Raw genomic sequence first — 26,881 nt, 5'->3', positions numbered from 1 at the left:
CGTCAGCGCCGCTCGAACGCCGCCAGACGGCGCGCCGCGTCCTCGCGGACATTGGTCCAGAAGAGGCTGTAGTCGTAGACGTGATAGTTGTTGCCCGGCAGCACATAGGGGCCGACCGACGGCGGCTCGCCGATCAACAGGAAGCCGCGGTCGCCGCAGCGGGCAGGCACGCGGCCCGGCTCGATCGTGGCGGTCGTCATGTCGCTCGACGGCAACAGCGTGCCGCGATTGGCGCTCGCCGGCGCGGCGGCGTCGGCGGTGCCGGTCAGCGGGTTGGTACAGATCATCGGCGTGCCGCGGCGCGAGGCGCCGTTGAAGCCGGCGGTCTTGTCGTACGCGTCGACGATCAGCGACGGATCGGCAGGCTCGCCGAAGCTCTGCCACGACAGGATACAGCCGGTGTCCGCCGCGCCCTTGCATTCGGGCAGGCCCATGCGCGGCAGATCGGCGGTGCGCGACACCGGCCAGCCGACGACATAGGCAGCGACGATGCGGCGGCGCAGTGCCGGGTCGCCTGCGACGCGGTCGCGCAGCAGCCGGGTCAGGTGGATGCTGCCCTGACTGTGGCCGGCGAGGATGATCGGGCGGTCGGGGCCGACCTGGCGCAGAAAGGCGTCGAACGCCGCCTCGACGTCGCCATATGCGAGGCCGAGCGCCCTTTCCGCATCGGCGATGCTGGTCAGGAACGCCCCGAAGGTTGCCTGGCGATAGCGCGGCGCCCAGATGTCGCCCGACCCGTTGAACGCACTCGCCTGGCCGCGGAGGAACAGCTGCGCGCGCGCGTTGGTCTCGGCATCGTCGAGCGGCGCGTTCCAGTGGTTCCGGCTGATGTAGCTGGTCGGATGGACGAAGAAGACCGCCGCGCCGCTGCCGCGTTTGCCGGGGGTGTAGCCACGCGGTGTCCACAACGCGGGATTGCCGCCGAGATCGGGTCGGGCGAGCCACATCTTCGCATCGTCATAGGCGCGCGACTGAACGCCGGGCTGGGCGCGGAACGCCTCGCTCGGCACCATCGCCATCCGCATCAGGTCGACGCCGAACAGACGATAGGCGAAGGCGGCGGCAATCGTCAGCACGATGAGCCCGACCATGACGTAGAGGAATTTGCGGGGCACAGGTTCATCCATCGGCGGTGCGGCACGATGCCGGCTACCGCAAGCCATCTTCCGTGCCGCAGGGCTGCATCGGTTGCAATCGTCGCCTGTGGCTGGTCGGACAACCTTAACCTTGGTTGGTTAGCGTCGCCGCCGGATGGGGAGTGACGCTATGACGATCGGTGCCGTGGGGCTGACGACGAACCGCGACGTGACCGTCGGCGCGGTTGCCGCTTCATCGGCGAACGGCGCCGAATTCGCGGCGATGATGGCCGAGGCGCAGGAGTCGTCGCCCGCGTCGGGGCCGCTCGACTTCTGCCATATCTCGCCGCGCGCGATGCGGCGGGCAGCGACCGAGCTGGTCGCGGCGGGTCGCGTGCATGCGCCGGCACTGGCGGCGGCAGTGGAGCTGACCGACGCCAGCGGCGCACCTGACACGCCGATCAATATGATCGCCTATCTTCGCCACGAGGCATCACGGAACGAGAAGGCGCCGGGCGGCATGGAACTGGCGTTCCGGCAAAAGGCGGCGCTGGCGACCTTGATCCACGTCCAGCGTGAGGAAGGCGAGGCGGTCGTCTACGATCGCGATTTCCCGACCGCGCCGCGCGATCTGACCGCGGAAGAGGTCAACGCCAAGCTGAAGGCGGCGATCGAGGCGTTCCGCCAGGAAGCCAGCCTAACCCCGACCGAGCGGTTCGCCAGGAAGCTGCGCGCCGAGGTGATGAAGGACATGAAGGTCAGCGAGGACGAGCTGAAGGCCATGCCCGAAGCGGAACGCGCGCTGCTTGAAAAACGGATCGACGACGAATTGGCGCGGCGACTGACGCTGCTTGGCTTCGCCGCCGCCGACGGCAAGGACGACAAAGCCGAGGCTTTGCAGGCGGTGGACGGCGGTGACTCGGCGACCAAGGCGGAGTAGGGGGCGGCCCGCTACGGGAAGCCTTCAATGTTCATCGATCTCATCTGCCTCGATGCCGACGACACGCTCTGGCACAATATGCGTCATTTCAACGCTGCGGAAGAAGCGCTGCTGGCGATGCTGCGACCCTTCGCCGCCGACGAGGTCGCGCGCGAGACGCTCAATGCCTGCGAGGCGCGCAACCTGCCGCTGTATGGCTATGGCGCCAAGGGCTTCACGCTGTCGATGATCGAGACGGCGACCCAGCTGGCCGGCGAGACGATGGATACGGCGATCATCGCGCAGATACTGGAGGCGGGGCGGACGTTGCTGGCCCATCCGGTCGAACTGCTCGACGATGTCGAGGCGACGCTCGACGCGCTGGCACGGCGGGGCAGGCTGGTGCTGGTGACGAAGGGCGATCTTCTCCACCAGGAAGCGAAGTTGGCGGCGTCGGGCCTCGGCGATCGCTTCTCCGGGATCGAAATCGTCAGCGACAAGACCGACGACACCTTTCGCCGATTGTTCGATCGCTATGGCGTTGCCGCCGATCGCGCCGCGATGGCGGGCGATTCGATGCGATCCGATGTTCGGCCGGCGCTCCGCGCCGGGGCCTGGGCGGCGTTCGTGCCGCAAGCGGGCGGCTGGGCGCACGAACATGCCGACGAGCCGGTCGGCCATCCCCGCTATCGGCGGCTGGAACGGCTCGCGGAACTGCCCGCGTGGATCGACGATATCGGCTGATGGTTGCGCCGAACCGAGCCAGCCGCTAGCCGCTTCGCCATGTCCGTAGACACCACCACCGTGAAGAAGGTCGCGAGCCTCGCACGGCTCGCGATCAGCGATGCCGATGCCGATAAGCTGGCGCCCGAGCTCAGCAACATCCTCGGCTGGATCGAGCAGCTGGGCGAAGTCGACACCGCCGGCGTCGAGCCGATGACGGCGGTGATCCCCAACCAGCTGCGGCTCCGCGACGACGTCGTGAATGCCGACCCGCTGACCGGCGGCGGCATCCGCGACGCGCTGATGTCGAACGCGCCCGAGGCCGAGCATGGCTTCTTTACCGTGCCCAAGGTGATCGAGTGATGACTGACCTGACTGAACTCGGCATCGCGGCGATCCGCGACGGCGTTCGTGCCGGAACGTTCAGCGCGGTGGAAGTGGCCGAGGCGTTCAACGCCAACATCGCCGCTGCCAAGGCGCTCAACGCTTTCCTGGTCGAAACTCCCGAGCATGCGCTGGCGGCGGCCCGCGCCGCAGACGCCGCCCGTGCGGCGGGCGAGGAGCTTAAGCCGCTCGCTGGTGTGTCGATCGGCATGAAGGACCTGTTCTGCACTGCGGGCGTCGCCACGACCGCGGCCAGCCACATCCTCGAAGGCTTCACGCCGACCTATGAGTCGACCGTGTCGCAGAACCTGTGGGATGCCGGCGCGGGGATGCTCGGCAAGCTGAACATGGACCAGTTCGCGATGGGCTCGTCGAACGAGACCAGTGCGTTCGGCAACGTGATTTCGCCATGGCGGCGCAAGGACGGCGGCAACGCGCCGCTCGCGCCCGGCGGGTCGTCGGGCGGGTCGAGCGCGGCGGTGGCCGCCCGGCTGTGCCCGGGCGCGACCGGCACCGATACCGGCGGCTCGATCCGCCAGCCGGCGGCCTTCACCGGGATCAGCGGGATCAAGCCGACCTATGGCCGCTGCTCGCGCTGGGGCACGATCGCCTTCGCCTCCAGCCTCGACCAGGCCGGGCCGATGGCGCGCGACGTGCGCGACTGCGCGATCATGCTCGAAGCGATGGCGGGCTTCGACGCAAAGGATTCGACCTCGCTGAAGCTCGACGTGCCGCGCTGGGAAGCGGGGCTGTCGCCCAGCATGGCGGGCAAGCGCGTCGGTATTCCGAAGGAATATCGCGTCGACGGCATGCCCGCCGAGATCGAGGCGCTGTGGCAGCGGGGCATCGCCTGGCTAAAGGATGCCGGCGCCGAGATCGTCGACGTCTCGCTGCCGCACACCAAATACGCGCTGCCGGCCTATTACATCATCGCGCCAGCGGAAGCCTCGTCCAACTTGGCGCGCTACGATGGCGTTCGCTACGGCCTGCGCGATCTGCCGCAGGGCGCCGGGTTGCAGGACATGTACGCCGCGACGCGCGCCGATGGCTTCGGCTCGGAAGTGAAGCGCCGGATCATGATCGGCACCTATGTGCTGTCGGCGGGCTTCTACGACGCCTATTACACCCAGGCGCAGAAGGTGCGCACGCTGATCGCGCGCGATTTTCAGGCCGCGTTCGAAACCTGCGACGTGCTGCTGACCCCGACCGCGCCCTCGGCGGCGTTCGCGCTGGGCGAAAAGTCGGCGGATCCGATCGCGATGTATCTCAACGACGTGTTCACCGTGCCGTCGTCGCTGGCCGGTCTGCCGGCGATGAGCGTGCCGGGCGGGCTCGACGAGGCGGGGCTGCCGCTTGGCCTCCAGATCATCGGCAAGCCGCTCGACGAGCAGGGCGTGCTGAATGCAGGGTTGGCGATCGAGGAGCGGGCGGGCTTTACGGCGCGGGCTGGGCGCTGGTGGTAGGCGATCGGCAGGCTCCGTTGCGCATCGCGCTGCTCAGTCCGGATCTTCCATCGCGGGGTGCCGCGAACGGCATCGCCACCTATGTCGGGGTGATGCGCGAGGCGTTGTTGCAACTGGGGCATGAGGTAACGGTCTTTACCGGCCACGAATATCAAACCAGTGACGGATCCATTCGCGATTTACCGCCGCCGCCGATCGCCAAGCGATTGCTGGAGGGTCTGGCGGTGCGGCTGGCTGCCGATCCCGGTGACGGAGGGGTCGGGGCAGGGCTGATGCGCAACGCCGCTGCCGTTTTGCGTCGGACTGGACTGGCCGACATCGTAGAGATGGAGGAGAGCTTCGGCTGGAGCGCCGCGGTGCGGGAGACGGGGGTACCCGTCGTCATTCGGCTTCATGGCCCGCATTTTCTATCTCGCGAACCAATCGAAAATGCAGAGCAGCAGCGGAAAAGCAATCGGCGCTGTGCGCTCGAGATCGATGCGGCGCGGGTTATAACCGCGGCAACTAGCCCGTCGCAGCGCATCCTAGACGCCACCGCGAGGCGTTGGGATTTGCGCGTTCCGACCGAGACGATCTTCAACCCAATGCCGGCCGCCTCCGTTCGCTGGTCGAGTGCGGCGTCCAATCCCAACGAGCTGCTGTGCATCGGCCGCTTCGATCTCCGCAAGGGAGCGGACGTCGTCGTCGATGCCTTCGTACGGGCGGTTAGGGAGCGCCCTGAACTGCGCCTCAAGATGGTCGGTCCAGACAATGGGTTACGTCGCATCGACGGTAGTCTGGTCCGGTTCGCCGAATATGTAGCCGCGAAAGTGCCACCGGCGGATCAGGACAAGATTGTCCATGTCGGCTTGCGATCGCCGGCCGACGTCGCTCAGCTGCGACTGTCGGCGTCGTGCGTGATCGTCGGCTCGCGCTTCGAGTGCTTTCCTTATGCGATCGCCGAGGCGGCGTCGATCGGTATGCCGATCGTCGCCACCGACGTCTTCGGCTCCGGCGAAATCATCACCGACGGCGTCAATGGACGGTTGGTGCCGACGGAGGACCCGGAGGCGCTGGCGGAAGCCGTATTGTGGATGATGGGGGATCGGGAGCGGGCGGCACGGATGGGAAGTGCGGTTCGCGAGTGGGCGGAGCGACATCTCGACCCACGTACGATCGCTGAACAGACGGTCGCCTTTTACCGCCGCGCCCTCAATGAATATTCAGGACTAGGGGCGTGAGGACGGTCGAGATAAGGAAGCCGGTGGCCGCCGCCGTCGCAACGATTAGGAAGTAGGCAGCTTCTTTTCGGGCATTCAGGACGCCATACTTCCGAGCAAACCAGAAATTGCTCGCGAACGCCGGCAATTCAATGAGAGCCACCGCGGCGACCAGCCCCAAAGCACCGAACCACCAAAAGGCGATCGGTGCGGTGATCGCCAACCAAATCAGACGTGCGACATTACCGCGCAACGTCCCCTTCACCTCGCCGCACGCGGTGATCAGTTCGGCAATCGCAAAGCTCGGAAAGCGAAGAGCGCTGCCGACGGCTAGGATCGATAGGAAGACGCCTGCGCCGGCGTAGCGCGGATCATAGAGGACGATGATCAACAGCGATCCGATGCCGATCAAGAGGCCTGATCCCGCGGCATAGAGCAATGTCGTTTGCCAACGACATGCGTAATAGACATAGGGGAGCTCGGCCGGCGCGTTGCGGAAGGTGGAGCTGTAGATCGGGTAGATGACCCGGCTGATGTAGTTCTCTCCGAACGACAGCGGCGCGGCGGCGAGGGTGAGGGCCAGGCCGTAAAGACCGAATTCTTGCAGAGTGAAGAGCCGGGCAAGAACCAGCTTGTCAAGCTGACTAACCGCGAGTGTAATGATACTCGACGCCGCGATCACGCGGGAAAACAGCAGAAACTCCTTGACGATCGCGGCGTCGCGGGCTGGCCGGCGAAAGCCGTTGGGAAAGATCAGATAGCTCAGGACCAGTCGCAGCAGTGCTTGCAGCAACATCGCGATGATCAGCGACCAAACACTGCGCAACCAGACGGCAAAAGTGATATTGACGGCAAGCTGGAACACGCCGGTTCCCAAATCCAGCAGTGACAGCTTGCGCGCGCCATCGTGGCGCAACGCGGTGATCAGCGTCAGCGAGGTCAGGCCGTTCAGCGCCAAGGTCAGCGAAGCGACGGCGAACGGCCAAACGATCGCAGGCTTGGCGATCAGCCAGCCGACGAGCGGCGCAGCCAGGATCCCGATCGCCGACAGCGCCAGTCCGCGCAGTGCATGGACCGTCCAGATGACGTCGAGGAAGTGCGGATCGTCGCCGCGTTCGTCGCGCACGATATAGGCTTGAAAGCCGAGGTCGGTCAGCATGCTGATGACGAAGAACAGCGACGTGATGATCCCCACCATGCCGAACGCCTCGGGCATCAGCAGTCGGGTCAGCACGAGTGAACTGACGAGGCGCAGCACCATCGAGCCGACGGTCGTCAGCCCAAGAACACCGCTACGACTGGTGACAAGGCGGCGGGCGTGGCCGAACGTGGCCGAGAGGCTGGGCATGGCGGCGGCTTTCGCTGGCGGCCGTCCGGCCGCTCCCCTGACGGTTGCGCGTGGCTGACTGAACGCTAGAGACGATGCTGACAAGAGGGCGGGCGCACGACCGCTGTCTCATCATGGGCAGAATGCAGACGATGACCGACACCAACTACCGTATTCAGGGCGACACCGGCGAATGGGAGGTCGTCATCGGCCTTGAAGTTCACGCCCAGGTGGCGAGCGAGGCCAAGCTGTTCTCGGGCGCGGCGACCGCGTTCGGCGCCGAGCCGAACACGCAGGTCAGCCTGGTCGATGCGGCGATGCCGGGGATGCTGCCGGTGCCCAACCGCGAATGCATCCGCCAGGCGGTGCGCACGGGCATGGCGATCGATGCGAAGATCAACGCCTGGTCGCGGTTCGACCGCAAGAACTATTTCTACGCCGATCTGCCGCAGGGTTATCAGATCAGCCAGCTCTACCACCCACTGGTCGGCGAGGGCGGGATCGACGTCGTGCCCGACGAGAAGAACCCGGAAGCGACCAAGCATATCGGCATCGAGCGCATCCACGTCGAGCAGGATGCGGGCAAGCTGATGCACGACCAGCATCCGACGCGCAGCTACGTCGATCTCAACCGCTCCGGCGTGGCGCTGATGGAGATCGTCAGCCACCCCGACATGCGCTCGCCGGCCGAGGCGGGTGCGTATCTCACCAAGCTGCGCTCGATCCTGCGCTATGTCGGCTCGTGCGACGGCAACATGGACCAGGGCTCGATGCGCGCCGACGTCAACGTCTCGGTGCGCAAGCCGGGTGACGAATTCGGGACACGGACCGAAACCAAGAACGTCAACTCGATCCGCTTCGTCATGCAGGCGATCGAGCATGAGGCGAAGCGCCAGGTCGAACTGATCGAATCGGGCGGTACGGTCGTCCAGGAGACGCGGCTGTTCAATCCCGACACCGGCAAGACGCGGTCGATGCGCTCGAAGGAGGATGCGCATGATTACCGCTACTTCCCCGACCCCGACCTGCTGCCGCTGGAGCTCGACGAGGCGTTTTTGGAGGAGTGCCGCGCGTCGTTACCCGAACTGCCCGACGCCAAGCGCCAGCGGTACGAGGCGGCGGGTATCACGCCCTACAACGCCGGCGTCCTGACCGCCGAGGTCGAGACGGCGCGCTGGTTCGACGCACTGTTGGAGGCCGGCGCCGCGCCGGCGGCGGCGTCGAACTGGGTCGCGTCGGAGCTGTTCGGCGCGCTCAACCGCCTGGGCAAGAGCATCGGCGAGAGCCCGGTGACGCCGACGCAGGCCGCGGCCCTGTTGAAGCTGGTCGTCGACGGCACGCTGTCGGGCAGCCTCGCCAAGCAGGTGTTCGAGGTGATGCTGGAAACCGGGCAAGATCCGGGCGTCATTGTCGAGGAGCGTGGGCTGAAGCAGACCAGCGACACCGGTGCAATCGAAGCGGTCATTGCAGACGTGCTGGCTAAGAATCCCGGCCAGCTGGAGCAGTATCGCGGTGGCAAGGAAGCGCTGTTCGGCTTCTTCGTCGGCCAGACGATGAAGGCGATGGGCGGCAAGGCCAATCCCGGCGTGGTGAACGAGTTGTTGAAGAAGGCGTTGGCGGGGTAGGCAGTTTCGTTACGGCACGGGGCGGATATCGACGGGGCCGTCCGACCAAAGCATAAGTTGCTGTCGGTCGGCATCGTCCCGTTCGATGACCGGCGCGTAGAGGCCAGCGCCGTAGGCGCGCAGGTGGGTCTTAGCATTCAGCGATGCGAGGCCCTGGTCCGTGAGGTTCAGCGCATAGGGTATGAGATTGGCCATGCGACCGAAGCAATCGGTCAGTGCATGGCGCGCCAGCTTTGCCCGGTCGGCGCTCCATATCCTGACATTCTTGAAATGCTCATAGTCGGGCCGACGCAATGGCGCGACGCAGACGGCAACCTGACGGAAGCTGGTGTCGGGGTTGGCCCCAGGCTTTTGCGCACGGCGACGCAGCGATATCTGCGCCAACACCCGGATCTGCGCGAAGTCCGGCGAAAGGGCATATCGATAGTCGATCTGAACGAGCCGTGGCTTGTCGACCGACATGGCGAGCATCGCCGTGACGCCGGGCGGTCCGTCGGCGAGGCTCGGATCCTCGGCCTTGAGCCAGGGCAGCTTGACGAGAGCGCGCTGCGTCGCGGCCAACGCCAGCGAACGTACATCGAAATCGGCCAAAGCGTCGCGTAACGGAGCAACACTGCTCTCGGCCCGAATCTGCTCGCGGATCTTGAGTTCGGCGGAGCGGCTGGCGGCTTCGGCTGTCGCCACATAGTAGGCGTTGGAAATGACCGCCACCCGACCAACGTGGGTCGTCACGCCAATACTCGGTTGCGCAACGGTGATTATGGTCGCTCGCCGTTCGGCATAGCCGCGTTCATCGGCGGGCACGACGATCGCCGGCTTTCCCGCCTGGACGATGCCAGACAGGAAAAGCGCACGCGAGTGTGACGCGGACGATCCCGCGCGTCGCCCCGCCGGAAACGAAAGGTCCGGCGATCGGAAGAAGGCCGGACCTCACTCGTCAGGCCTTGGTCGCGGCCAAGGTGCGCGCGAATTCCGTGACATTCTTGGTGAAGGCATCCCGTAGATCGCGCTCGGCCATTTCGGACTCATCGGTCGTCTTCGGGGGGGAAGTGCGTCAGGCCGTTGCCGCCGCGGCCCTTGACCAGCTTAGCCTGGGTCTTGCCGTTCCTGAAGTCCTTAAAGATGAAGCGATTGTTGAGCGAACGACCGTAGATCGCCTTCTTCGTGTACAGGTTCTGGGTCACAATGAATTCGACGTAGCAGGAAGCGGCCGAGGTGCTCAGCCGGCCGCCTGCCTTGGTCGTCACCTTGCGGTCGGCGATAGCGGGTTCGAAGATCACCTGCGACGGCGGAAGCTTCAGCACCGAAACGAGGTCGATCGACTTCAGCGCATCGACCTGCATCTTCGGGCCGAGCGCCTCCTTGAGATAGTCGGCGTCGCTGACGTTTCGCGTCTTGTTCTTGCCGGCATCTATGGCCGCGCCGATCATGCCAAAGCCGGACAACCAACCGGTCGTCACCGCTTGGCCTTCCAGCGACGGGAAGACATGAAGTTCGCAGCTCGGACTCCCACTTACAGCGGTGGTTTGCGCTTGTGCATTGGTCGTGAGGAAAACTCCTGCCACCATGGCAAGCAGCGTCGCAGATTTCATAGATTTATGCTCCCGGTATGAAATTTGTTCGTCGGCGGACGCGGTTTAGCGGACGACGTCAGCGATCCATCGTCGCGGCGGTGGAAGGGCTGGCAGCGGGCCGGACCGTCAGGTCCTCTCCCAGCCTGGCGCGCAGGATGCGTCCATGTGGGATGACGCTGGATCGGCCTTTGATGAACCCGGAGAAGATCCCCACCATGGCGGTCGTCACGGCAACGGCCGCTTCGGGTTCCTTGCCAGTTTCTCGATAGGTGCCGCGCAGTTCGACGGGGTAACCCGAAACATCGAGCGTGCGGAGCGAAATGCCCAGGATACCGGGCCGACCGAAGGCTCCCCCGTCGCTACTAAACGTCACTTCGCCATGCGCCTTGGCCCCTTGGGGAATGGCGACGACATCATCGCACTTCACGTCCTCGACGACGGAGGCGGTAAACGGCGTTCCGATCTTCGTGCCCTGCATACTCAGGTCATCGTCGAGACTGACGATCACCGTCGTCCCTGACAGCGCCACGACGCCGCCGGTCACGTCCTTTTTACAGAGCAGATCGAGCTGACGAGCCGAAGTCGCCGGTGGAGCAGCGGCCGACTGAGCAACGGCGCCGTTTGTCGGCAGCAGCATCGCCAGGACCGACAATAGTCGAAGCCCGACATTCGAAAGCATTTCTTCCCCCCGGATGGGAGGAAGAAATGCAGATCATTCATTACGATCAAGTGGCAACGCGCAAGGCATTGGCTTGCTTGAATATCTCAAGGCGTGGACGCCTGACCCGTTACTGCGCGGATATATCCTGATTCTTCACTTCACCGCCGGTGCCGCCGACCCCGGCATAGTCGCCGGGCCTGGTCATTGGTTGGGGTTCGGTGCCGCCCTCGCCGCGGGCGAGGGCGTCTGCTCGGGCCTCGACGGCCTGTTGGAGGTCGCTGCGCTCGTCGTCGCGGTTGGCGGGTTCGTTGAGCGTGTCGTCGGCGCGGTCGGTGTCGTCCTCGGGGGCGGGGACGCGATCGGGGTCGGTCATGCTTGGCACTCCGTCAGATCGGGTTGGCGGGGGCGGGGTCGCTCGGCGACTGGCCAGGGGCCGGAACGTCGATATCGGGGCCGATCGGCGACACCTCGGGCGGCGGGGCGTCGGGCTGGGCCGGCTGGGTGGGTTGGGGCTGTTCGGGCGGGGGTTGGGTAGCCATGATCGTCTCTCCTTCGCCCTTGTAACGCGCTGTCTGCGCAGCAGGTTGCCTACGCGCTTGCCGAGTGGCGCCCGGCTGGTATAGACGCGCGCCCAACGGCGGGTCCAAGTTTGCGGGCGTGGCGGAACTGGTAGACGCAGCAGGTTTAGGTCCTGCCATCGCAAGATGTGGGGGTTCGAGTCCCTTCGCCCGCACCAGTCCCGCCCCGGGACGAGGATTGCCGATCGAAATTCCTCCTTTCGTAAAAGGCCCATGATGCAGACTGTCGAGACGTTGAACGAGGGGCTGAAGCGCGCCTACACGCTGACCATCACCGCCAAGGACATCGACGCCAAGGTCGATAGCGAGGTGAAGCGGATGGCGCCGCAGGTGCGGATGCCGGGCTTCCGCCCCGGCAAGGTTCCCGCCAACCTGATCCGCAAGATGCATGGCGAGGCATTGGCCCAGGACGCGCTCAACAGCGCGATCCAGCAGGGCATCCAGTCGCTGATGAGCGAGGAGCAGCTGCGCCCGGCAATGCAGCCGCAGGTCGAGCTGGTCGGCGACTATGCCCCCGGCAAGGATGCCGAGATCAAGGTGACGCTCGAAGTGCTGCCGACCGTGCCGACGCCGGCGATCGACAGCATCACGCTGGAGCGGCTGACCGTGCCCGTCGCCGACGAGGCGGTCGACGAGCAGCTGAAGATGTTCGCGGACCAGTCGAAGGCCTGGAACGATGCCGATGAGGGCCACGCTGCGGCCAGTGGCGACTTGGTGACCATGGATTTCGTCGGCAAGGTCGACGGCGTCGCCTTCGACGGCGGCACCGGTAGCGACATGTCGGTCGAGATCGGCTCGGGTCGACTGATCCCGGGCTTCGAGGATCAGCTGGTCGGCGTGAAGGCGGGCGACGAGAAGACGATCAACGTCACCTTCCCCGACGACTATAACGTCGACACGCTCAAGGGTAAGCCGGCGACGTTCGACCTGACGGTCAAGTCGGTGAAAACCTCGGGCGAAAGCGAGATCAACGAGGATCTGGCGAAAAATCTGGGTCTTGAGAGCCTGGAGCAGCTGCGTGGCCTGATCCGCGGCCAGATCGAGCAGGAGCACAACGGGCTCACCCGCACGCATATGAAGCGCAAGCTGCTCGATCAGCTTGCCGCGGGCCATGATTTCGAAGTCCCGCCGTCGATGGTTGACGCCGAGTTCGACCAGATCTGGCATCAGCTGCAGCACGAGGCGACCCACGAAGCCGACCCGCAGGCGGCGCTGGCCGAGATGGAGGCCGAGCGCGAGGATTATCGCAAGATCGCCGAGCGCCGCGTACGTCTGGGCCTGCTGCTGTCAGAGATCGGCCAGGCGAACGGCGTCGAGGTGTCGAACCAGGAGATGAACCGTCTGATCGCGCAGGCCGCGCAGCAGTACGGCCCCGAGGATCGCCAGCGCTTCATCCAGTATGTCCAGCAGGAGCCGATGGCGGCCGCCCAGCTGCGCGCGCCGCTCTATGAGGACAAGGTCGTCGACTTCCTGTTCGGCAAGGCCGAGATTACTGATCGCGAGTCGACCCGCGAGGAGCTGGAAGCCGCGATCGAGAGCGAAGACGGCTTCGCGACCGGCACGCACAGCCATGATCACGACAAGCCGAAGCCACGCAAGTCGACCAAGAAGGCCGCGGAGCCGGCCGCCGAGGGCGAGGCGAAGGCCAGGCCCGCCAAGAAGGCGGCAGCCAAGCCGGTCGCGCAGGACGACAACGCCGCGGCCGAGGTCGAGCCCGCGGCGAAGAAGCCGCGCGCCAAGAAGGCCGCCGCCCCGGTCGAGGCCGAGACCGCGGTGACCGAAAGCTCGCCTGTCGCGGCGGAGAACGCCGAGGGCACCGAAGCCGCCGACGCGCCGAAGAAGGCCGCGAAGAAGCCGGCCGCGAAGAAGAAGGCCGCCGACGCGTAAGATCGGTTGGGGGTGAGGGGCGACTCTCACCCTTTCCGCCGCCGTCTGCGGGTGGGGTCCGGTCTTTACCGGTGATAGAGAAGTGGACGCGTACAGCGCCATGAGCGCGGGGGCAGGGGGAAGGCGTGATCCAAGCGGGACCGAACATCGCCGTCCTGCTGCCCTGCTACAACGAGGAAGCGGCGATCGCGCAAACGGTGGCGGGGTTCCGCGCCGCGCTGCCCGGGGCGCGCATCTACGTCTACGACAACAATAGCAGCGACCGCACCGTCGAGGTCGCCGCAGCGGCCGGCGCCGTCGTTCGGCACGAGCGAGTGCAAGGCAAGGGCGCCGTCGTCCGGCGTATGTTCGCGGATATCGACGCGGATGTCTATGTGATGGCCGACGGCGACGCGACCTATGACGCGGCTTCGGCGCCATCGCTGGTCGGTCGACTTTTGGACGAGCAACTCGATATGGTCGTGGGCAGCCGGATCAGCCAGGTCGAGGCATCCTATCGCCGCGGCCATCGGTTCGGCAACGCGTTGCTGACGGGGATGCTGGCGCGGCTGTTTGGACGAAGCTTTACCGACATCCTGTCGGGTTACCGGGTTTTCTCGCGACGCTTCGTGAAGAGCTTTCCCTCTTTATCGAGCGGTTTCGAGATCGAGACCGAGATCAGCGTCCACGCGCTGGAACTGCGGATGCCGTGCGCCGAGGTCGAGACACCGTATTTCGCGCGGCCCGAAGGCTCGGCATCGAAGCTGTCGACTTATGGCGATGGCTGGCGCATCTTGTCGACCATCGTGACGCTGTACCGGATCGAACGCCCGCTGTTGTTTTTCGGCGTCATCGCCGCAGCGCTGGTGGCGATGGCGGTCGTGCTCGCCGTGCCGCTCGCGGTGACCTATGCCGCGACCGGGCTGGTGCCTCGCTTTCCGACTGCGATTTTGGTGACGGGGCTAGGCATCGTCGCAGCGCTCAGCTTCTTCGCCGGCCTCATCCTCGATACCGTCGTCCGCGGCCGACGCGAGGTTCGGCGGCTGGCGTATCTGTCGTTCGCGGCCCCGGGCGCATGAACGAGCGCCAGGTCATCCTGCTGGTAGCGCCGAATCTGTCGTCGCGGATGGGTGGCGAGGCGATCAAGGCTCTGTCGCTGCTTCGGCAACTTCACGCCGATGGATATGACGTCGTCCAGGTCGTTCACGAACGATGCCGCGACGAGCTGACCCGCGACTACCCCGAACTCGATTTCCGCTTCGTTCGCGACAGCGCATTTCAGGCTTGGCTTTTCCGCGCGATGCCGGGGTCCTGGATCAACTACATCGTCGAAGCGATTGCGCTCAATCTTGTGGCTCGTCGCGTGGCGCGCGAGCCGGGCGTAGCGATCGTCCACACCACTAGCCCGATCAGTCCGGTATTCCCCCACCTGCCTATTCCGGGCGCGCCATCGGTCATCGGGCCGATCAACGGCAACATCTTCCATCCGCCGGGATTCCGGCATCGGGAGGGACGCTTCTCCTTGGTCAAGCGACGCGGTTTCCGGGCGACGCAGTGGCTGATGTCGCGGTTCGCTCGCGGCAAGCATCGCGCCGACGCGCTGCTGGTATCGGGCGGAGCACGGACGCGGACGGCGCTGGGCTATGCCGGCCTGCGCGGCGATCGCCTGATCGATACGCTGGATAGCGGCGTCGCGGCGCGGCTCGAGGGCTATGCTCCGGTCGTCCACGAGGGACGGAGCGGGCGCTTCGTCTTCTTCGGCCGCCTCGTCCGCTACAAGGCATGCGACCTCGCCATCCGCGCGCTCGCCGCGGCACCGTCCGATGAACTGGCGCTCGACGTCGTCGGCGGCGGCGAGGAAGAGGCGGCGTTGAAACGGCTGGCCAGCGACCTTGGCGTCGCCGAACGCGTGACGTTCGTCGGCTGGGTTCCCAATGGTCCCGAGCTGTTCGACCGACTGCGCAGTTATCGCGGCTTCGTCTATCCCTCGCTCGCAGAGGCCAACGGGATCGTGATCCAGGAAGCCATGCTGTTGGGATTGCCGATCGTCGCGTTGAATTGGGGCGGCGCGGCGGAACTGCTCGACGGCGACAGCGCCATGTTGATCGAGCCGACCGACGAGGAGGGCGTCATCGCGGCGCTGGCGGCAGCGATGACACGCCTTGCCGCCGAGCCTGCGTTGGCGAACCGCCTGGGCCAGGCGGCCCGGCAACGCGCTGATGCGGCGGGATTCATCTGGCCCCGATTGGCGAAGGCGTGGATCGGCATCTACGACAGGGTGCTCACCGCGCGGGGCCTTCCACCGCTTCGCCCTTGAAGTGCGCCGAGCGACACGCGATGTTGAAACCCTTCTGGGCATAAGAGAGACCACAATGCACAATCCGTTCGAGACCGGCGACTTTGCAGGCCACCTGGCATCCGCCGGCATCGGCATGCAGCCGACCCGGGCCGGGCTCGTCCCCATCGTCATCGAGCAGTCGAACCGCGGCGAGCGCTCGTTCGACATCTTCTCCCGCCTGCTACGCGAGCGGATCGTCTTCGTGACCGGCGGCGTCGAGGACGGCATGGCCAGCCTCATCACCGCCCAGTTGCTCTTCCTCGAGTCCGAGAACCCGAAGAAGGACATCTTCATGTACATCAACTCGCCGGGCGGCGTCGTCACGGCGGGCATGGCGATCCACGATACCATGCAGTACATCCGCCCGCGCGTCGGCACGGTGTGCGTGGGCCAAGCGGCGTCGATGGGCTCGTTCCTGCTCGCCAGCGGTGAGCCGGGGATGCGCGTGGCGCTGACCAACAGCCGGATCATGATCCACCAGCCATCGGGCGGCGCCCAGGGCATGGCCGCGGACATCGAGATTCAGGCGCGCGAGATCCTGCGCATGCGCCACTTCCTCAACACGCTCTATGCCAAGTACACCGGCAAGCCGCTCGAGGAGATCGAGCGCGCGATGGACCGCGACAAGTTCATGAGCGCCGAGGAGGCCAAGGAGTTCGGCTTGATCGACGAGGTGTTCGACAAGCGCCCCGCTCCGAGCGAGGAAGCGCAGGCGGCCTGAGGCTTCGCTGGATGATGATGGGGCGCTTGGCGGAACCAACCGTCGGGCGCCCCCATTCATGTCCGAGAGCGGCGAGGCTTTCGGTATTTGGAGCAAGGCGCTGGCGCCGTCGTTGACAAGGGCAACGGCAGCCCCATGCCGGGACAGGTGGCCCCATGAGTCTCGCAGCGGCCTTAACGCCTTTCCCAACGAATCGCTTTATCGTTCGACGGGTCGGCCGGCGGCTCGGCGTGTTTAGGCCTAGATGTGCTTGTCTAAGCTATGGACCGGGGCCATATTGCCCGTTCCGGGCCACCCAGCTGCAAGCGGATGCGAGACCGCGAGGTGTGTCGGCGTGATCAAGGTGATTAAATGACCAAATTGAGTGGCGGCGATAGCAAGAGCACCCTGTATTGCTCGTTCTGCGGGAAGTCGCAGCACGAGGTGCGCAAGCTGATTGCCGGGCCGACCGTGTTCATCTGCGACGAGTGCGTGGAGCTGTGCAACGACATCATCCGTGAGGAGACGAAGTCGGCGCTGGTCAGCAAGAAGGACGGCGGCGTGCCGACCCCGCAGGAAATCTGCGACGTCCTCGACGACTATGTCATCGGCCAGAAGCAGGCGAAGCGCGTGCTCTCCGTCGCGGTGCATAACCATTACAAGCGGCTCAACCATGGTGCCAAGGGCGCCGACGTCGAGCTGGCGAAGTCGAACATCCTGCTGGTCGGGCCGACCGGTTGCGGTAAGACCCTGCTGGCGCAGACGCTGGCGCGAATCCTCGACGTGCCGTTCACGATGGCCGATGCGACGACGCTGACCGAGGCCGGCTATGTCGGTGAGGACGTCGAGAACATCATCCTGAAGCTGCTCCAGGCGTCCGACTATAATGTCGAGCGGGCGCAGCGCGGGATCGTATACATCGACGAGATCGACAAGATCAGCCGCAAGGCGGAGAATCCGTCGATCACACGCGACGTGTCGGGCGAAGGCGTGCAGCAGGCGCTGCTCAAGCTGATGGAGGGCACCACCGCCTCGGTGCCGCCGCAGGGCGGGCGTAAGCATCCGCAGCAGGAATTCCTGCAGGTCGACACGACCAACATCCTGTTCATCTGCGGTGGTGCGTTCAGCGGGCTGGAGAAGATCATCGGCGATCGCCTGCAGGGCAAGTCGATCGGCTTCGGTGCCTATGTCGCGGCGCCGGAGGAGAAGCGGACGGGCGAGTATCTGCGCCAGACCGAGCCCGAGGATCTGCTGAAGTTCGGCCTGATCCCGGAGTTCGTCGGTCGCCTGCCGGTGATCGCGACGCTCGAGGATCTGGACGTGACCGCGCTGGTCAAGATCCTGTCCGAGCCGAAGAATGCGCTGGTCAAGCAGTACCAGAAGCTGTTCGAGATGGAGGACGTCGAGCTCGACTTTACCGACGATGCATTGACGACGGTCGCTAAGAAGGCGATCGAGCGCAAGACGGGCGCTCGTGGCCTGCGCTCGATCCTCGAGGCGATCCTGCTCGACACGATGTTCGACCTGCCGGGCATGGATGGGGTCGACGAGGTGATGATCGACAAGGACGTGGTCGAGGGCCGCAAGGAGCCGATCCGCGTCTATGCCGAGAAGAAGAAGGCCGGCGACGCCGCCTGACGTCCGGCATCGTAAGGGGTTTGGCCGCCGGTCCTGTTACGGCAGGGCCGGCGGTTCGTCGTTCGTGACCATCAGCGACGGAGCGGCGACCGCTCCGCCAGCAGGTTGCGGATCGTGGTGGCGGCGACGCCGGCCTCTCCCATTGCATGGCTGATCTGGTCGAGGCCCTTCACGACGTCTCCCGCGGCGAAGAGGCCGGGGACGCTGGTGCGTTGATGATCGTCGACCTCGAGGCAGCCCTCGTCGCTTGCCCGGGCACCGGCAGCGACGGCCAGTTCGGAGCGGATATGCGATCCCAGGGCCGGGTAGATGCTGTCGAATGCCAGCCGGCCCCGGGTGGTGTCGATCGCGATGCGCCCGCTCTCGATAGCGTAGCCGCCGCACGGGCCGTCGACGCGCTCGATGCCCGCGTCGTCCATTGCCTTGGCGCAATCCGCGTCGAGCCGATGGTCGGCATCGGGCGCGATCAGCGTGACGTCACGGGTATAGCCGCGCAGGAACAGCGCCTCCCTCATGCCATGCTCGCCGGTGCCGATGACGCCGATGCGCTTGTCGGTGACCTCATAGCCATCGCAGATCGGGCAGTAGCGTAACAGGCCGCTCGCCAGCGCGCGGTCGTGCAGGTCGGCCGGCATGTCGGGGCGATGGTTGACGACCCCGGTGGCGAGCAGGACGGTGCGGGCCCGATGGCGGCGGCCGGCGGCGGCGACGACGAAGTCCTCGCCATCGCGCTCGATCGCGTCAACCCGGACCGCGTCCCGTACCGCGCCATAGCGTTCGCCCTGCGCACGCATTCGGGCGAGCAGGTCGATCCCGCTGATCCCGTCGGGATAGCCGGCATGATTATGGGTGCAGGGGATGAGTGCAGCGCGGCTCGATCCGCAGTCGAACAGGCGGATGCGAAGGTGAAAGCGCGCCAGATAGATGGCCGCCGTCCAGCCCGCGGGACCCGCACCGACAATGATGCAATCGTCGATGCCTTGCGCGTCTTCATCCATGTATATACATCCCGTGTATACGGAGGCCGGCCATGGGTAACGAATATCGCGCGAAGGTGTTCAAATCGGGCAACTCGGTTGCCGTGCGGATACCGAAGGCGTTGGGTCTCGAAGTAGGGCAAGAGCTGTCGATGCGGGAGCAGAACGGCAAGATCGAACTGGAGAAGGTCGATGCTAGGCCCCGCAAGATCGATCTTACAGGCATTTTCGGCTCTATCCCGCAGCTGGCTGCGCTAGGTGCCGACGATCGGGCGTTTGACGACCGCGAACTGGATTGGGATGGGAAGTTATTGCGTGACCCGCGCTGAGCCGCTTTTCCTGTTTGACTCCAATAGCTGCATCTATCTCATCAATGGGACGTCGCTTACCTTGGCAGCTCGGGTTGAGGCATGCGACGAGGGCAGCATCGTCACTTCGGCGATCGCCTATGCCGAGGTGATGATCGGAGCACGTCGACAAGAGGTTGTCGAGCAGGCCAGTCGCCTGTTCGGCATCATCCGCCCACTGCCATTCGATGATGCCGCGGCGATCTCATACACCAGCCTGCCGTTTCGGCGTGGAAGCTTCGATCGGCTTATCGCCGCGCATGCCGTCAGTCTTGGCCTGACCCTGGTGACCAACAACGAGTGCGATTTCGCCGATATCCCCGGCCTGAGGGTCGAGAACTGGACCCGATGACCTTCCGCGCGACGATCCTGACGCTCTATCCCGAGATGTTTCCAGGCCCGCTCGGCGTATCGCTGGCGGGGCGGGCGCTGCGCGACGGGCGCTGGGCGTGCGAGACGGTGCAGATCCGCGACTTTGCGACCGATCGCCATCGCACGGTCGACGATACGCCGGCAGGCGGTGGGGTGGGGATGGTGCTGCGCGCCGATATCATCGCGGCGGCGGTCGATGCGGTGGCCGACGAGCGGCCTGTCATTGCAATGACACCGCGCGGGGCGCCGCTGACGCAGGATCGGGTCCGGGCACTGGCTGCGGGGCCCGGCGTGACGGTGCTGTGCGGCCGGTTCGAAGGCTTCGACCAGCGCCTGTTCGAGGCGCGCGCGATCGAGGAAGTGTCGATCGGCGACTATGTGTTGTCGGGCGGCGAGATGGGGGCGCTGGTGCTGCTCGATGCTTGCATTCGGCTGCTCCCTGGCGTAATGGGCGCGGCTTCTAGCGGTGACGAGGAGAGCTTCGAAAGCGGCCTCCTAGAATATCCGCATTATACCCGACCAGTGACATGGGAAGGGCGCACGATCCCCGAAGTGCTGCGATCGGGGGATCATGCGAGGATCGCGGCATGGCGCCAGGCCATGGCCGAGACCGATACACGGCTACGGAGGCCGGACCTTTGGGAGCGCCACGAGGGCGCTCGGGTCAAGCCTCCCTCTGGCGCGCGGCGCGAGAAGGACTGAATGCGATGAACCTGATCCAGCAGCTCGAGGCCGAGCAGATCCAGAAGCTGACCGCCAGCCGTCAGATCCCCGAGTTCCGTCCCGGCGACACGCTGAAGGTCGGCGTGAAGGTGGTCGAGGGCGAGCGTACGCGCGTCCAGAACTACGAGGGTGTCTGCATCGCCCGCGCCAACAAGGGCATGGGTTCGAGCTTCACCGTGCGCAAGATGTCGTTCGGTGAGGGCGTCGAGCGCGTCTTCCCGCTCTATTCGCCGAACATCGATTCGATCGAGGTCGTCCGCAAGGGCGCCGTCCGTCGCGCGAAGCTCTACTATCTGCGTGGCCGCACCGGTAAGTCGGCGCGTATCGCCGAGCGCCGCGACACGCGTCCGGCCAAGGGCACCGCGGCCGCCGAGTAATCGGCTCTACAGCCGCTTGAAAAGGGCGCGGAGGCGATGGCTTCCGCGCCCTTTTTCGTCGTGCCAGTTCAGCCGGGCTTGCGGCACCAGAGATGATACATGCCGGCGAACAGGCCCGCATGCCGCTGCTCCAGCATGTGCCATCGATCGAACGCCGCTCGATCGGGCAGAGCCTGGAAGGTGGTGGCATAGAGGCGGGCCGCCGACATGTCGATGTCGAGCGCCAAGGGCTCCAAGCCCCGGTCGCGCACCATTGCCAATAAACCGGGCAGGTCGAACAGCGTTTCCTGCTGATGGAACAGCAGATCGCGGCAGCCGCTCGCCGAATAGAAATCGTCACTGTGGCGGAGCAGCGCGAGGGGATCGGTGGCGGGCAGGGCGAGGATATGGCTGCGCAGCGCGCGAATACCGTCGAGGTCGGGCCGCCAGCCGCGTTCGGCGATGAGATCATGGGCGAGCGCGACGATCGCGCGGGCGGCGCGGCTATAGACCGCCACGCGGACGAGGCCGCCCGGCCGGACCGCGGCGGCGATGGCGCCGAGCCCGGCAGCCGGATCGGCCATATGGTGGATGACGCCCGTACTGGTCGCGACATCGGCGGCAATGCCGGTCTGCGGCAGCGTGAGGATGTCGCCCTGGCGCCAGTCGATGGCGACACCCGCGTCGCCGGCCTTGCGCGCTGCATAGCCCAGCGCGGCGCGGCTGAGGTCGACGGCGGTGACTGCGGCATCGGGATTGGTGACGGCGAGATGGATCGCCTCATAGCCCGTGCCGCAGCCCGCCACGAGCAGATGTCGGGGCGGGGGGAAATCGGCCAGCCCCGGCAATCGGCGAACGAAGTCCGTCAGCGATCCGCCGGCGGTTGGTAGCGCCTGCCAGCGGGGATAGGGGTTTGCCTCGTAATGTTCACGCACCGCTGCCGAGACATCGCCGCCCCAGTCGGCGAACGAGGGGATCGCTTCAGCCAATTCTGCCTCGCGCGCGCGTTCGGCGAAGAAGCGATCGATCAGCAACGGTGGTAAGCCCCGCTGGTCGACGGGACGCTCGTACATCGCCCGCGGCACGGGGCGTTTGGGCAGCGCCGCGGCCGCCGGCCAGATATACTCGTTGGCCTCCGCCTGAAGCGCCAGGGCCGACACCAGCCACGGCGCGGTGGCGACGTCGCGCAGCGCAATCAGGCATCGCTCCATCATCGGATCGACGTTGAGACAGCGAGTCAGGAAGGCGGCGAGCAATCGGTCGTCGGCGGCGGCGGTCGGATTGCCGGCAATGTCGCCATGATATTTGTGGAGCAGCAGCCGCGAGGTCGTACGCGCGAGGAGCTGATGGTCGGCCGGCAGCGCGAAGCAGGCGAGCAGGTCGGCCTCGAAGCGCGGATGATAGCCCGGCGGGGTGATCGTACCGAGTGCCTTCGCCAGCCACGGTGCCAGCGCGGCGGCGGCTTCGGGGCGCGCGTCGGATACTGCCGTCGAAAGGAGTTGGGCGGCCTCCCCGACCCGCCCGGCGGCAAGATGCTGCTGGGCAGTGGCGATGACGGTGTCGACGGGGGGCTGGACCATGAATGGTCTCAGCGTAGGTGAAGATGGTTAACGTGTCGTCATCATAACGACGATGCGCATCGCCGGGCGTTGACCGCTTCCCCCTCCCGCCGGGAGAGGGAAGCCGGCGCCGTCACTGGTCGAGGAAGCTGCGCATCTTGCGGCTGCGGCTCGGGTGCTTGAGCTTGCGCAGCGCCTTGGCCTCGATCTGGCGAATACGCTCGCGCGTCACCGAGAACTGCTGGCCGACCTCTTCCAGCGTGTGATCGGTGTTCATGCCGATGCCGAATCGCATGCGCAGCACGCGCTCCTCGCGCGGCGTCAGCGAGGCGAGGACGCGGGTAACCGTTTCCTTCAGGTTCGCCTGGATCGCGGCGTCGACCGGGATGACCGCATTCTTGTCCTCGATGAAATCGCCGAGGTGCGAATCCTCCTCGTCGCCGATCGGCGTCTCGAGGCTGATCGGCTCCTTGGCGATCTTCATCACCTTGCGCACCTTTTCGAGCGGCATGCTCAGGCGCTCCGCCATCTCCTCGGGCGTAGGCTCGCGGCCCTGTTCGTGAAGGAACTGGCGGCTGGTGCGGACCAGCTTGTTGATCGTCTCGATCATGTGGACCGGGATACGGATCGTGCGCGCCTGATCGGCGATCGATCGCGTGATCGCCTGACGGATCCACCAGGTGGCGTAGGTGGAGAACTTGTAGCCGCGGCGATACTCGAACTTGTCGACCGCCTTCATCAGGCCGATGTTGCCTTCCTGGATCAGATCCAGGAACTGAAGCCCGCGGTTGGTGTACTTCTTCGCGATCGAGATGACGAGGCGCAGATTGGCCTCGACCATCTCCTTCTTGGCGATGCGCGCCTCGCGCTCCGCCTTCTGCACCATGTTGACGATGCGGCGGAATTCGGTGAGCGCCATGCCCGTCTGCTGGGCGATCTCGCTGATCTCGACGCGGATGCGATCGACCGCGTCGGCCTCGTTCGCGACGAAATTGCCCCACTTCTTGTCGACGCTGCCGACCGACGGCAGCCAGTTCTCGTCGAGCTCATGCCCGACGTAACGGTTCAGGAAGTCGGCGCGCGGCACCTTGTGACGCTCGGCGAGGCGCAGCATCTGGCCACCCAGCGCGGTCAGGCGCCGGTTGAATGCATAGAGCTGGTCGACCAGAAACTCGATCTTTTGGTTGTGGAACTGGACGCTTTCAACCTCGGCGGTCAGGTCCTCGCGCAGCTTCTGATACTTGCGCTCGTCGGCGCTCGACAGCTCGCCGCCGCCGGCCATCGCCTCGAGCCGCTGCTGCTGAACCTTCGCGAACTTTTTGTAGATCGCGGTGATGTTGGCGAACTTCTCGAGCGCCTGCGGCTTGAGCGTCTCTTCCATCTGCGCCAGGCTGAGGGTGTTGTCCTCCTCCTCGTCGTCGGACGGACGCGGCGCGCGGCGCTCGGTCATGTCGTCTTCGTCGTCGGTCGACGCCTCTTCCTTGAGGTCGTCTTCTTCCTTGAACGACGGACCGGCGGCGCTTTCGCTGATCTCGCCCGAATCATCGTCCTCGGCGCCTTCGACCTGCTCGGCCGACGGACCCTTCGACAGCATCGCGTCGAGATCGAGGATCTCGCGCAGCTGCATCGTGCCTTCGTTGAGCTGGGTCGACCAGTCAATGATCGCGTTGAAGGTGATCGGCGATTCGCACAGGCCGAGAATCATCGTGTCGCGACCGGCCTCGATCCGCTTGGCGATGGCGATCTCGCCCTCGCGCGATAGCAGCTCGACCGCGCCCATCTCGCGCAGGTACATGCGGACGGGATCGTCGGTGCGATCGACCGTCTCCTTCTTCTTCGTCTCCAGCGCGGGCGCGGCGCCATCGGCTTCGCCGTCGGGCGCCTCCGCGGTATCGTCGTCCTGCTCCTCGGACTCGCCGTCCTCACCCTGCTCTTCGTTCTCGACGATGTTGACGCCCATTTCGTTGAGCGCCGACATGACGTCTTCGAGCTGGTCGGAAGACATCTGGTCCTGCGGCAGTGCCTCGTTCAGCTGGTCGTACGTGATGTACCCGCGCTTCTTCGCGCGCGCGATCAGCTTCTTGATCGACGCATCGTTGAGGTCGATGAGCGGTGCATCGCCCGCTTCAGGTGCCTCAGCCGTATCCGTCGTCATGTTCGCCTTCGCCATCAATTGCCCTCGGGTCCGAATGCTCGGGCGTCTTCGTTGGCCTGACACAGATTTGCAAGCCGTTCGTCCAACGCCTGTTTCTCTCTCACCAATGCCACTTGTCGTTCAAAGGCTTCGTCAGTGAACTTGGCCTGCATCGCGCGGGTCGCTTCGACGAGCGCGGCATCTACCTCCGGACGAGCGACCATGATGGCGATCGCTTCGTCGAGGTCGATCCGCGCACGCTCCGGGTCGCCGGCACTTTGCGTGAACGAATAGGGCATCGTATCGGCTCTCAGCAAATCGCTCGCGACTGAATCGAAACCGGATGACGCCAATATGGTGACGAGGCGGTCGCTATCAAGCGCGCGATCCTCAAGTGCAAGGTCGACGACAGCCTCGAATAGCCGGCCAAGTGCCCCATCGGCCAGCTGAAGGCTGCCAAGTACCTCCATGTGCCGGGCGATTTCAGCGGGATGGCGGATCAGACCGGCCAAGACCGCCTTCGCGAGCACGCGATCGATCCCCGCCGCGCGAACCGCCTTGGCGTCGGCGGTGACGGGGGCAGGCGGCGGCTTCCACTTCTCGCCGGGCTTGCGGCGTTCGAACGGCGTGAACGCGCGGCGCGGCGGCGCGGCGAATTGCTCGTCGTAGCGTCGGCGGAAATCGGCCTGATACTCGTATTTTACCGACGCTTCTGCGATCTGGCTGGCAAGATCGGACAAGCGGCGCTTCAGACCGGCACGCTGCTCGGGCGTATCGAGCGGCTCCGCGTCGCGCTCGGCGCACCACAACCGGTCGACCAGCGGCTGCGTCGCATGCAGCACCGTTTCCATGGCGCCGGGGCCGCCGCTGCGGATCAGGTCGTCCGGATCCTGCCCGGCAGGCAGGGTGGCGAAGGCGAGGCTGCGGCCCGGCTCCAGCATCGGTAGCGCGCGGTGAGCCGCGCGTAGGGCGGCCTTCTGGCCCGCGGCGTCGCCGTCGAAGCAGAGCAGGGGCACGTCGACCATCCGCCACAGCCGCTCGAGCTGCGCTTCGGTCAGCGCGGTGCCGAGTGGCGCGACCGCCTCGCCGATCCCCGCCTGCGCCAGCGCGATCGCGTCCATATAGCCCTCGACCACGATCACGCGGTTCGCCTTGCGCGATGCGGGGGCGGCGCGATCGAGGTTGTAGAGCGTGCGGCCCTTGTCGAAGAGCGGGGTATCGGGCGAGTTCAGATATTTGGGCTCGCCCTCGCCGATGATCCGACCACCGAACGCGATCACCCGGCCGCGCGGATCGCGGATCGGGATCATCAGGCGGCCGCGAAAGCGATCATAGGGCTCCTTGCCCTCGACCTGGATCAGCAGCCCGGCCTCGACCAGCATCGCGTCGCCGAACTCCTTGAGCGCGGTACGCAGCCGGCCGCGGCTGTCGGGCGCGAAGCCGAAGCCAAAGGCGCGGGCAGTGGCGTCGGAAATGCCACGCCGGGCGAGAAGGTCGCGAGCCGCTGCCCCATCCAGCCCACCCAGCTGTGCCGTAAACCAGTCGGCGGCGGCCTGCATGACGTCGTGCAGGCCCTTGGCCTGCTCCGCCCTCTCGGCGGTGCGGCGATCGGGGGCAGGGACGTCGAGGCCGGCGGCCTGGGCGAGTTCCTTCACCGCATCCATGAAGGGCAGCCCGCGCTGGTCGGTCATCCACCGGATCGCATCGCCATGCGCGGAGCAGCCGAAGCAATGATAGAAGCCTTTGTCGTCGTTGACGTAGAAGCTGGGCGTCTTTTCGTTGTGGAACGGGCAGCAGCCCTTGTACTCGCGACCGGCCTTTTGCAGCTTGGTCGTCTTGCCGATGAGCGCGGATAGCGACGTGCGGGCGCGCAGTTCGTCTAAGAATTGGGGGGAGAGGGACACTAACTCCCCTCCCGCCTGCGGGAGGGGTTGGGGGAGGGCATGTCCGCAAGCACTCGATCGATCTCCGCGACCACGCCATCCACATTGGTCATCACATCGTTATTCCAGAAGCGAATGACGCGATACCCGTGCGATTCGAGGAACCGCGTGCGCTCGGCATCCTCGTGCTCCGCAAGGGCGTGGTGACCGCCATCGACCTCGATGACCAGCTTCGCCCCACGAGAAGCGAAGTCGCAAATGAATTGTCCGATCGGAAACTGCCTGTTGAACCGGACGCCAGCAATCTTTCGCGCGCTCAGATGTGACCACAAGCGACGCTCGGCGTCGGTCATGTTCGCGCGGAGTTCTCGAGAACGCGCAGTGGGGCGGTCATAGCCATTGTCCCGCATGTTCCCGACATGCCCTCCCCCAGCCCCTCCCGCAAGCGGGAGGGGAGCA

At 65.7% G+C, this 26,881-nt stretch carries 27 protein-coding genes and 1 tRNA gene; 16 read left to right on the top strand and 12 right to left on the bottom strand.

The window, feature by feature from the left end; genetic code table 11:
• Positions 1 to 2: 2 nt before the first annotated feature.
• Positions 3 to 1,115 (bottom strand): DUF3089 domain-containing protein, encoded by a 1,113-nt coding sequence (locus GGQ80_RS04380; protein ID WP_183982672.1) that lies wholly within the window; start codon positions 1,113 to 1,115, stop codon positions 3 to 5.
• A gap of 151 nt (positions 1,116 to 1,266) precedes the next feature.
• Here GGQ80_RS04380 and GGQ80_RS04375 point away from each other — a divergent pair, with 151 nt between their 5' ends.
• The 5 genes from GGQ80_RS04375 to GGQ80_RS04355 are packed head-to-tail and all read left to right on the top strand — an operon-like array spanning position 1,267 to position 5,785.
• Positions 1,267 to 2,016 (top strand): hypothetical protein, encoded by a 750-nt coding sequence (locus tag GGQ80_RS04375; RefSeq protein ID WP_183982671.1) that lies wholly within the window; start codon positions 1,267 to 1,269, stop codon positions 2,014 to 2,016.
• Between the two features lie 27 nt (positions 2,017 to 2,043).
• Complete coding sequence (locus GGQ80_RS04370; protein WP_183982670.1) at positions 2,044 to 2,739, top strand: HAD family hydrolase; 696 nt, start codon at positions 2,044 to 2,046, stop codon at positions 2,737 to 2,739.
• Between the two features lie 39 nt (positions 2,740 to 2,778).
• A complete protein-coding gene (gene gatC, locus GGQ80_RS04365; RefSeq protein ID WP_183982669.1) occupies positions 2,779 to 3,081 on the top strand; it encodes an Asp-tRNA(Asn)/Glu-tRNA(Gln) amidotransferase subunit GatC in 303 nt (100 codons plus the stop codon).
• Positions 3,081 to 4,565 carry an Asp-tRNA(Asn)/Glu-tRNA(Gln) amidotransferase subunit GatA gene (gatA, locus tag GGQ80_RS04360; protein WP_183982668.1) on the top strand — a complete coding sequence of 495 codons (1,485 nt, stop codon included), beginning with the start codon at positions 3,081 to 3,083 and terminating at the stop codon, positions 4,563 to 4,565. The genes gatC and gatA overlap by 1 nt, the downstream gene beginning before the upstream one ends.
• Before the next feature lie 17 nt (positions 4,566 to 4,582).
• Positions 4,583 to 5,785: a glycosyltransferase family 4 protein gene (locus GGQ80_RS04355; protein ID WP_183982667.1), complete on the top strand. Its 1,203-nt coding sequence runs from the start codon at positions 4,583 to 4,585 to the stop codon at positions 5,783 to 5,785.
• On the opposite strand, the gene GGQ80_RS04350 is transcribed toward GGQ80_RS04355, so the two are convergent.
• On the bottom strand, positions 5,757 to 7,112 hold the full coding sequence (locus GGQ80_RS04350) for an oligosaccharide flippase family protein (RefSeq protein ID WP_183982666.1): 1,356 nt from the start codon (positions 7,110 to 7,112) through the stop codon (positions 5,757 to 5,759). The genes GGQ80_RS04355 and GGQ80_RS04350 overlap by 29 nt on opposite strands.
• Positions 7,113 to 7,234: 122 nt before the next feature.
• Here GGQ80_RS04350 and gatB point away from each other — a divergent pair, with 122 nt between their 5' ends.
• Positions 7,235 to 8,716 carry an Asp-tRNA(Asn)/Glu-tRNA(Gln) amidotransferase subunit GatB gene (gatB, locus tag GGQ80_RS04345; protein WP_425506019.1) on the top strand — a complete coding sequence of 494 codons (1,482 nt, stop codon included), beginning with the start codon at positions 7,235 to 7,237 and terminating at the stop codon, positions 8,714 to 8,716.
• Between the two features lie 9 nt (positions 8,717 to 8,725).
• Here the strand turns inward: gatB and GGQ80_RS04340 are convergent, their stop codons facing one another.
• The 5 genes from GGQ80_RS04340 to GGQ80_RS04320 form a co-directional block, all read right to left on the bottom strand.
• Positions 8,726 to 9,520, bottom strand: coding sequence for a hypothetical protein (locus GGQ80_RS04340; protein WP_183982664.1), 795 nt, complete (start codon positions 9,518 to 9,520; stop codon positions 8,726 to 8,728).
• A gap of 221 nt (positions 9,521 to 9,741) precedes the next feature.
• Positions 9,742 to 10,308: a hypothetical protein gene (locus tag GGQ80_RS04335; protein WP_183982663.1), complete on the bottom strand. Its 567-nt coding sequence runs from the start codon at positions 10,306 to 10,308 to the stop codon at positions 9,742 to 9,744.
• Positions 10,309 to 10,366: 58 nt separating this feature from the next.
• Positions 10,367 to 10,969 carry a hypothetical protein gene (locus GGQ80_RS04330; protein ID WP_183982662.1) on the bottom strand — a complete coding sequence of 201 codons (603 nt, stop codon included), beginning with the start codon at positions 10,967 to 10,969 and terminating at the stop codon, positions 10,367 to 10,369.
• A 109-nt stretch (positions 10,970 to 11,078) separates the two neighbouring features.
• Positions 11,079 to 11,324, bottom strand: coding sequence for a hypothetical protein (locus GGQ80_RS04325; RefSeq protein WP_183982661.1), 246 nt, complete (start codon positions 11,322 to 11,324; stop codon positions 11,079 to 11,081).
• 13 nt (positions 11,325 to 11,337) lie between these two features.
• A complete protein-coding gene (locus GGQ80_RS04320; RefSeq protein ID WP_183982660.1) occupies positions 11,338 to 11,490 on the bottom strand; it encodes a hypothetical protein in 153 nt (50 codons plus the stop codon).
• A gap of 112 nt (positions 11,491 to 11,602) precedes the next feature.
• On the opposite strand from GGQ80_RS04320, the gene GGQ80_RS04315 reads away from it, so the two are divergent.
• The 6 genes from GGQ80_RS04315 (at position 11,603) to clpX (ending at position 18,071) form a co-directional block, all read left to right on the top strand.
• Positions 11,603 to 11,687, top strand: a tRNA-Leu gene (locus GGQ80_RS04315).
• A gap of 58 nt (positions 11,688 to 11,745) precedes the next feature.
• Positions 11,746 to 13,416: a trigger factor gene (tig, locus tag GGQ80_RS04310; RefSeq protein WP_183982659.1), complete on the top strand. Its 1,671-nt coding sequence runs from the start codon at positions 11,746 to 11,748 to the stop codon at positions 13,414 to 13,416.
• Positions 13,417 to 13,541: 125 nt separating this feature from the next.
• Complete coding sequence (locus GGQ80_RS04305; protein ID WP_183982658.1) at positions 13,542 to 14,474, top strand: glycosyltransferase; 933 nt, start codon at positions 13,542 to 13,544, stop codon at positions 14,472 to 14,474.
• Positions 14,471 to 15,712, top strand: a complete 1,242-nt coding sequence (locus GGQ80_RS04300) for a glycosyltransferase family 4 protein (protein WP_183982657.1) — start codon at positions 14,471 to 14,473, stop codon at positions 15,710 to 15,712. Before GGQ80_RS04305 ends, GGQ80_RS04300 begins: the two co-directional genes overlap by 4 nt.
• Before the next feature lie 55 nt (positions 15,713 to 15,767).
• Positions 15,768 to 16,454 (top strand): ATP-dependent Clp protease proteolytic subunit, encoded by a 687-nt coding sequence (locus GGQ80_RS04295; RefSeq protein WP_183982656.1) that lies wholly within the window; start codon positions 15,768 to 15,770, stop codon positions 16,452 to 16,454.
• 351 nt (positions 16,455 to 16,805) lie between these two features.
• The gene (gene clpX / locus GGQ80_RS04290) at positions 16,806 to 18,071 is read left to right on the top strand and encodes an ATP-dependent Clp protease ATP-binding subunit ClpX (protein WP_183982655.1); all 1,266 of its coding nucleotides are present in this window, start codon (positions 16,806 to 16,808) and stop codon (positions 18,069 to 18,071) included.
• Positions 18,072 to 18,142: 71 nt separating this feature from the next.
• Here clpX and GGQ80_RS04285 read toward each other — a convergent pair whose 3' ends face one another.
• Positions 18,143 to 19,069, bottom strand: a complete 927-nt coding sequence (locus GGQ80_RS04285) for an NAD(P)/FAD-dependent oxidoreductase (protein WP_221364186.1) — start codon at positions 19,067 to 19,069, stop codon at positions 18,143 to 18,145.
• Between the two features lie 32 nt (positions 19,070 to 19,101).
• On the opposite strand from GGQ80_RS04285, the gene GGQ80_RS04280 reads away from it, so the two are divergent.
• The 4 genes from GGQ80_RS04280 to rplS are packed head-to-tail and all read left to right on the top strand — an operon-like array spanning position 19,102 to position 20,867.
• Positions 19,102 to 19,377, top strand: a complete 276-nt coding sequence (locus tag GGQ80_RS04280; RefSeq protein WP_183982654.1) for an AbrB/MazE/SpoVT family DNA-binding domain-containing protein — start codon at positions 19,102 to 19,104, stop codon at positions 19,375 to 19,377.
• A complete protein-coding gene (locus tag GGQ80_RS04275; RefSeq protein ID WP_343050830.1) occupies positions 19,364 to 19,747 on the top strand; it encodes a type II toxin-antitoxin system VapC family toxin in 384 nt (127 codons plus the stop codon). The genes GGQ80_RS04280 and GGQ80_RS04275 overlap by 14 nt, the downstream gene beginning before the upstream one ends.
• Positions 19,744 to 20,469, top strand: coding sequence for a tRNA (guanosine(37)-N1)-methyltransferase TrmD (gene trmD / locus GGQ80_RS04270; RefSeq protein ID WP_183982653.1), 726 nt, complete (start codon positions 19,744 to 19,746; stop codon positions 20,467 to 20,469). Before GGQ80_RS04275 ends, trmD begins: the two co-directional genes overlap by 4 nt.
• 5 nt (positions 20,470 to 20,474) lie before the next feature.
• Positions 20,475 to 20,867 (top strand): 50S ribosomal protein L19, encoded by a 393-nt coding sequence (gene rplS / locus GGQ80_RS04265; RefSeq protein ID WP_183982652.1) that lies wholly within the window; start codon positions 20,475 to 20,477, stop codon positions 20,865 to 20,867.
• A 68-nt stretch (positions 20,868 to 20,935) separates the two neighbouring features.
• On the opposite strand, the gene GGQ80_RS04260 is transcribed toward rplS, so the two are convergent.
• The 4 genes from GGQ80_RS04260 to GGQ80_RS04245 all read right to left on the bottom strand — a co-directional run bounded on the left by GGQ80_RS04260 (position 20,936) and on the right by GGQ80_RS04245 (position 26,832).
• The gene (locus GGQ80_RS04260; RefSeq protein ID WP_183982651.1) at positions 20,936 to 22,426 is read right to left on the bottom strand and encodes a class I SAM-dependent methyltransferase; all 1,491 of its coding nucleotides are present in this window, start codon (positions 22,424 to 22,426) and stop codon (positions 20,936 to 20,938) included.
• Positions 22,427 to 22,538: 112 nt separating this feature from the next.
• Positions 22,539 to 24,575: an RNA polymerase sigma factor RpoD gene (rpoD, locus tag GGQ80_RS04255; RefSeq protein WP_183982650.1), complete on the bottom strand. Its 2,037-nt coding sequence runs from the start codon at positions 24,573 to 24,575 to the stop codon at positions 22,539 to 22,541.
• The gene (gene dnaG / locus GGQ80_RS04250; protein ID WP_183982649.1) at positions 24,575 to 26,443 is read right to left on the bottom strand and encodes a DNA primase; all 1,869 of its coding nucleotides are present in this window, start codon (positions 26,441 to 26,443) and stop codon (positions 24,575 to 24,577) included. The genes rpoD and dnaG overlap by 1 nt, the downstream gene beginning before the upstream one ends.
• Positions 26,443 to 26,832: an endonuclease domain-containing protein gene (locus GGQ80_RS04245; RefSeq protein ID WP_183982648.1), complete on the bottom strand. Its 390-nt coding sequence runs from the start codon at positions 26,830 to 26,832 to the stop codon at positions 26,443 to 26,445. Before GGQ80_RS04245 ends, dnaG begins: the two co-directional genes overlap by 1 nt.
• Positions 26,833 to 26,881: the final 49 nt, after the last annotated feature.

It is taken from the genome of Sphingomonas jinjuensis, from assembly GCF_014197105.1.
GTDB classification, from domain to species: Bacteria; Pseudomonadota; Alphaproteobacteria; order Sphingomonadales; family Sphingomonadaceae; genus Sphingomonas; species Sphingomonas jinjuensis.
Note: the sequence above shows the minus strand (reverse complement) of the source record. Positions and strands in the feature narration are given on the sequence as shown.

Coding starts and splice junctions, on each gene's coding strand:
- GGQ80_RS04375 (WP_183982671.1), top strand. CDS start 1,267: ATGACGATCGGTGCCGTGGGGCTGACGACGAACCGCGACGTGACCGTC.
- GGQ80_RS04370 (WP_183982670.1), top strand. CDS start 2,044: ATGTTCATCGATCTCATCTGCCTCGATGCCGACGACACGCTCTGGCAC.
- gatC (WP_183982669.1), top strand. CDS start 2,779: ATGTCCGTAGACACCACCACCGTGAAGAAGGTCGCGAGCCTCGCACGG.
- gatA (WP_183982668.1), top strand. CDS start 3,081: ATGACTGACCTGACTGAACTCGGCATCGCGGCGATCCGCGACGGCGTT.
- GGQ80_RS04350 (WP_183982666.1), bottom strand. CDS start 7,112: ATGCCCAGCCTCTCGGCCACGTTCGGCCACGCCCGCCGCCTTGTCACC.
- gatB (WP_425506019.1), top strand. CDS start 7,235: ATGCAGACGATGACCGACACCAACTACCGTATTCAGGGCGACACCGGC.
- GGQ80_RS04335 (WP_183982663.1), bottom strand. CDS start 10,308: ATGAAATCTGCGACGCTGCTTGCCATGGTGGCAGGAGTTTTCCTCACG.
- GGQ80_RS04330 (WP_183982662.1), bottom strand. CDS start 10,969: ATGCTTTCGAATGTCGGGCTTCGACTATTGTCGGTCCTGGCGATGCTG.
- GGQ80_RS04325 (WP_183982661.1), bottom strand. CDS start 11,324: ATGACCGACCCCGATCGCGTCCCCGCCCCCGAGGACGACACCGACCGC.
- GGQ80_RS04320 (WP_183982660.1), bottom strand. CDS start 11,490: ATGGCTACCCAACCCCCGCCCGAACAGCCCCAACCCACCCAGCCGGCC.
- tig (WP_183982659.1), top strand. CDS start 11,746: ATGCAGACTGTCGAGACGTTGAACGAGGGGCTGAAGCGCGCCTACACG.
- GGQ80_RS04300 (WP_183982657.1), top strand. CDS start 14,471: ATGAACGAGCGCCAGGTCATCCTGCTGGTAGCGCCGAATCTGTCGTCG.
- GGQ80_RS04295 (WP_183982656.1), top strand. CDS start 15,768: ATGCACAATCCGTTCGAGACCGGCGACTTTGCAGGCCACCTGGCATCC.
- clpX (WP_183982655.1), top strand. CDS start 16,806: ATGACCAAATTGAGTGGCGGCGATAGCAAGAGCACCCTGTATTGCTCG.
- GGQ80_RS04285 (WP_221364186.1), bottom strand. CDS start 19,069: ATGGATGAAGACGCGCAAGGCATCGACGATTGCATCATTGTCGGTGCG.
- GGQ80_RS04280 (WP_183982654.1), top strand. CDS start 19,102: ATGGGTAACGAATATCGCGCGAAGGTGTTCAAATCGGGCAACTCGGTT.
- trmD (WP_183982653.1), top strand. CDS start 19,744: ATGACCTTCCGCGCGACGATCCTGACGCTCTATCCCGAGATGTTTCCA.
- rplS (WP_183982652.1), top strand. CDS start 20,475: ATGAACCTGATCCAGCAGCTCGAGGCCGAGCAGATCCAGAAGCTGACC.
- GGQ80_RS04260 (WP_183982651.1), bottom strand. CDS start 22,426: ATGGTCCAGCCCCCCGTCGACACCGTCATCGCCACTGCCCAGCAGCAT.
- rpoD (WP_183982650.1), bottom strand. CDS start 24,575: ATGGCGAAGGCGAACATGACGACGGATACGGCTGAGGCACCTGAAGCG.
- GGQ80_RS04245 (WP_183982648.1), bottom strand. CDS start 26,832: ATGCGGGACAATGGCTATGACCGCCCCACTGCGCGTTCTCGAGAACTC.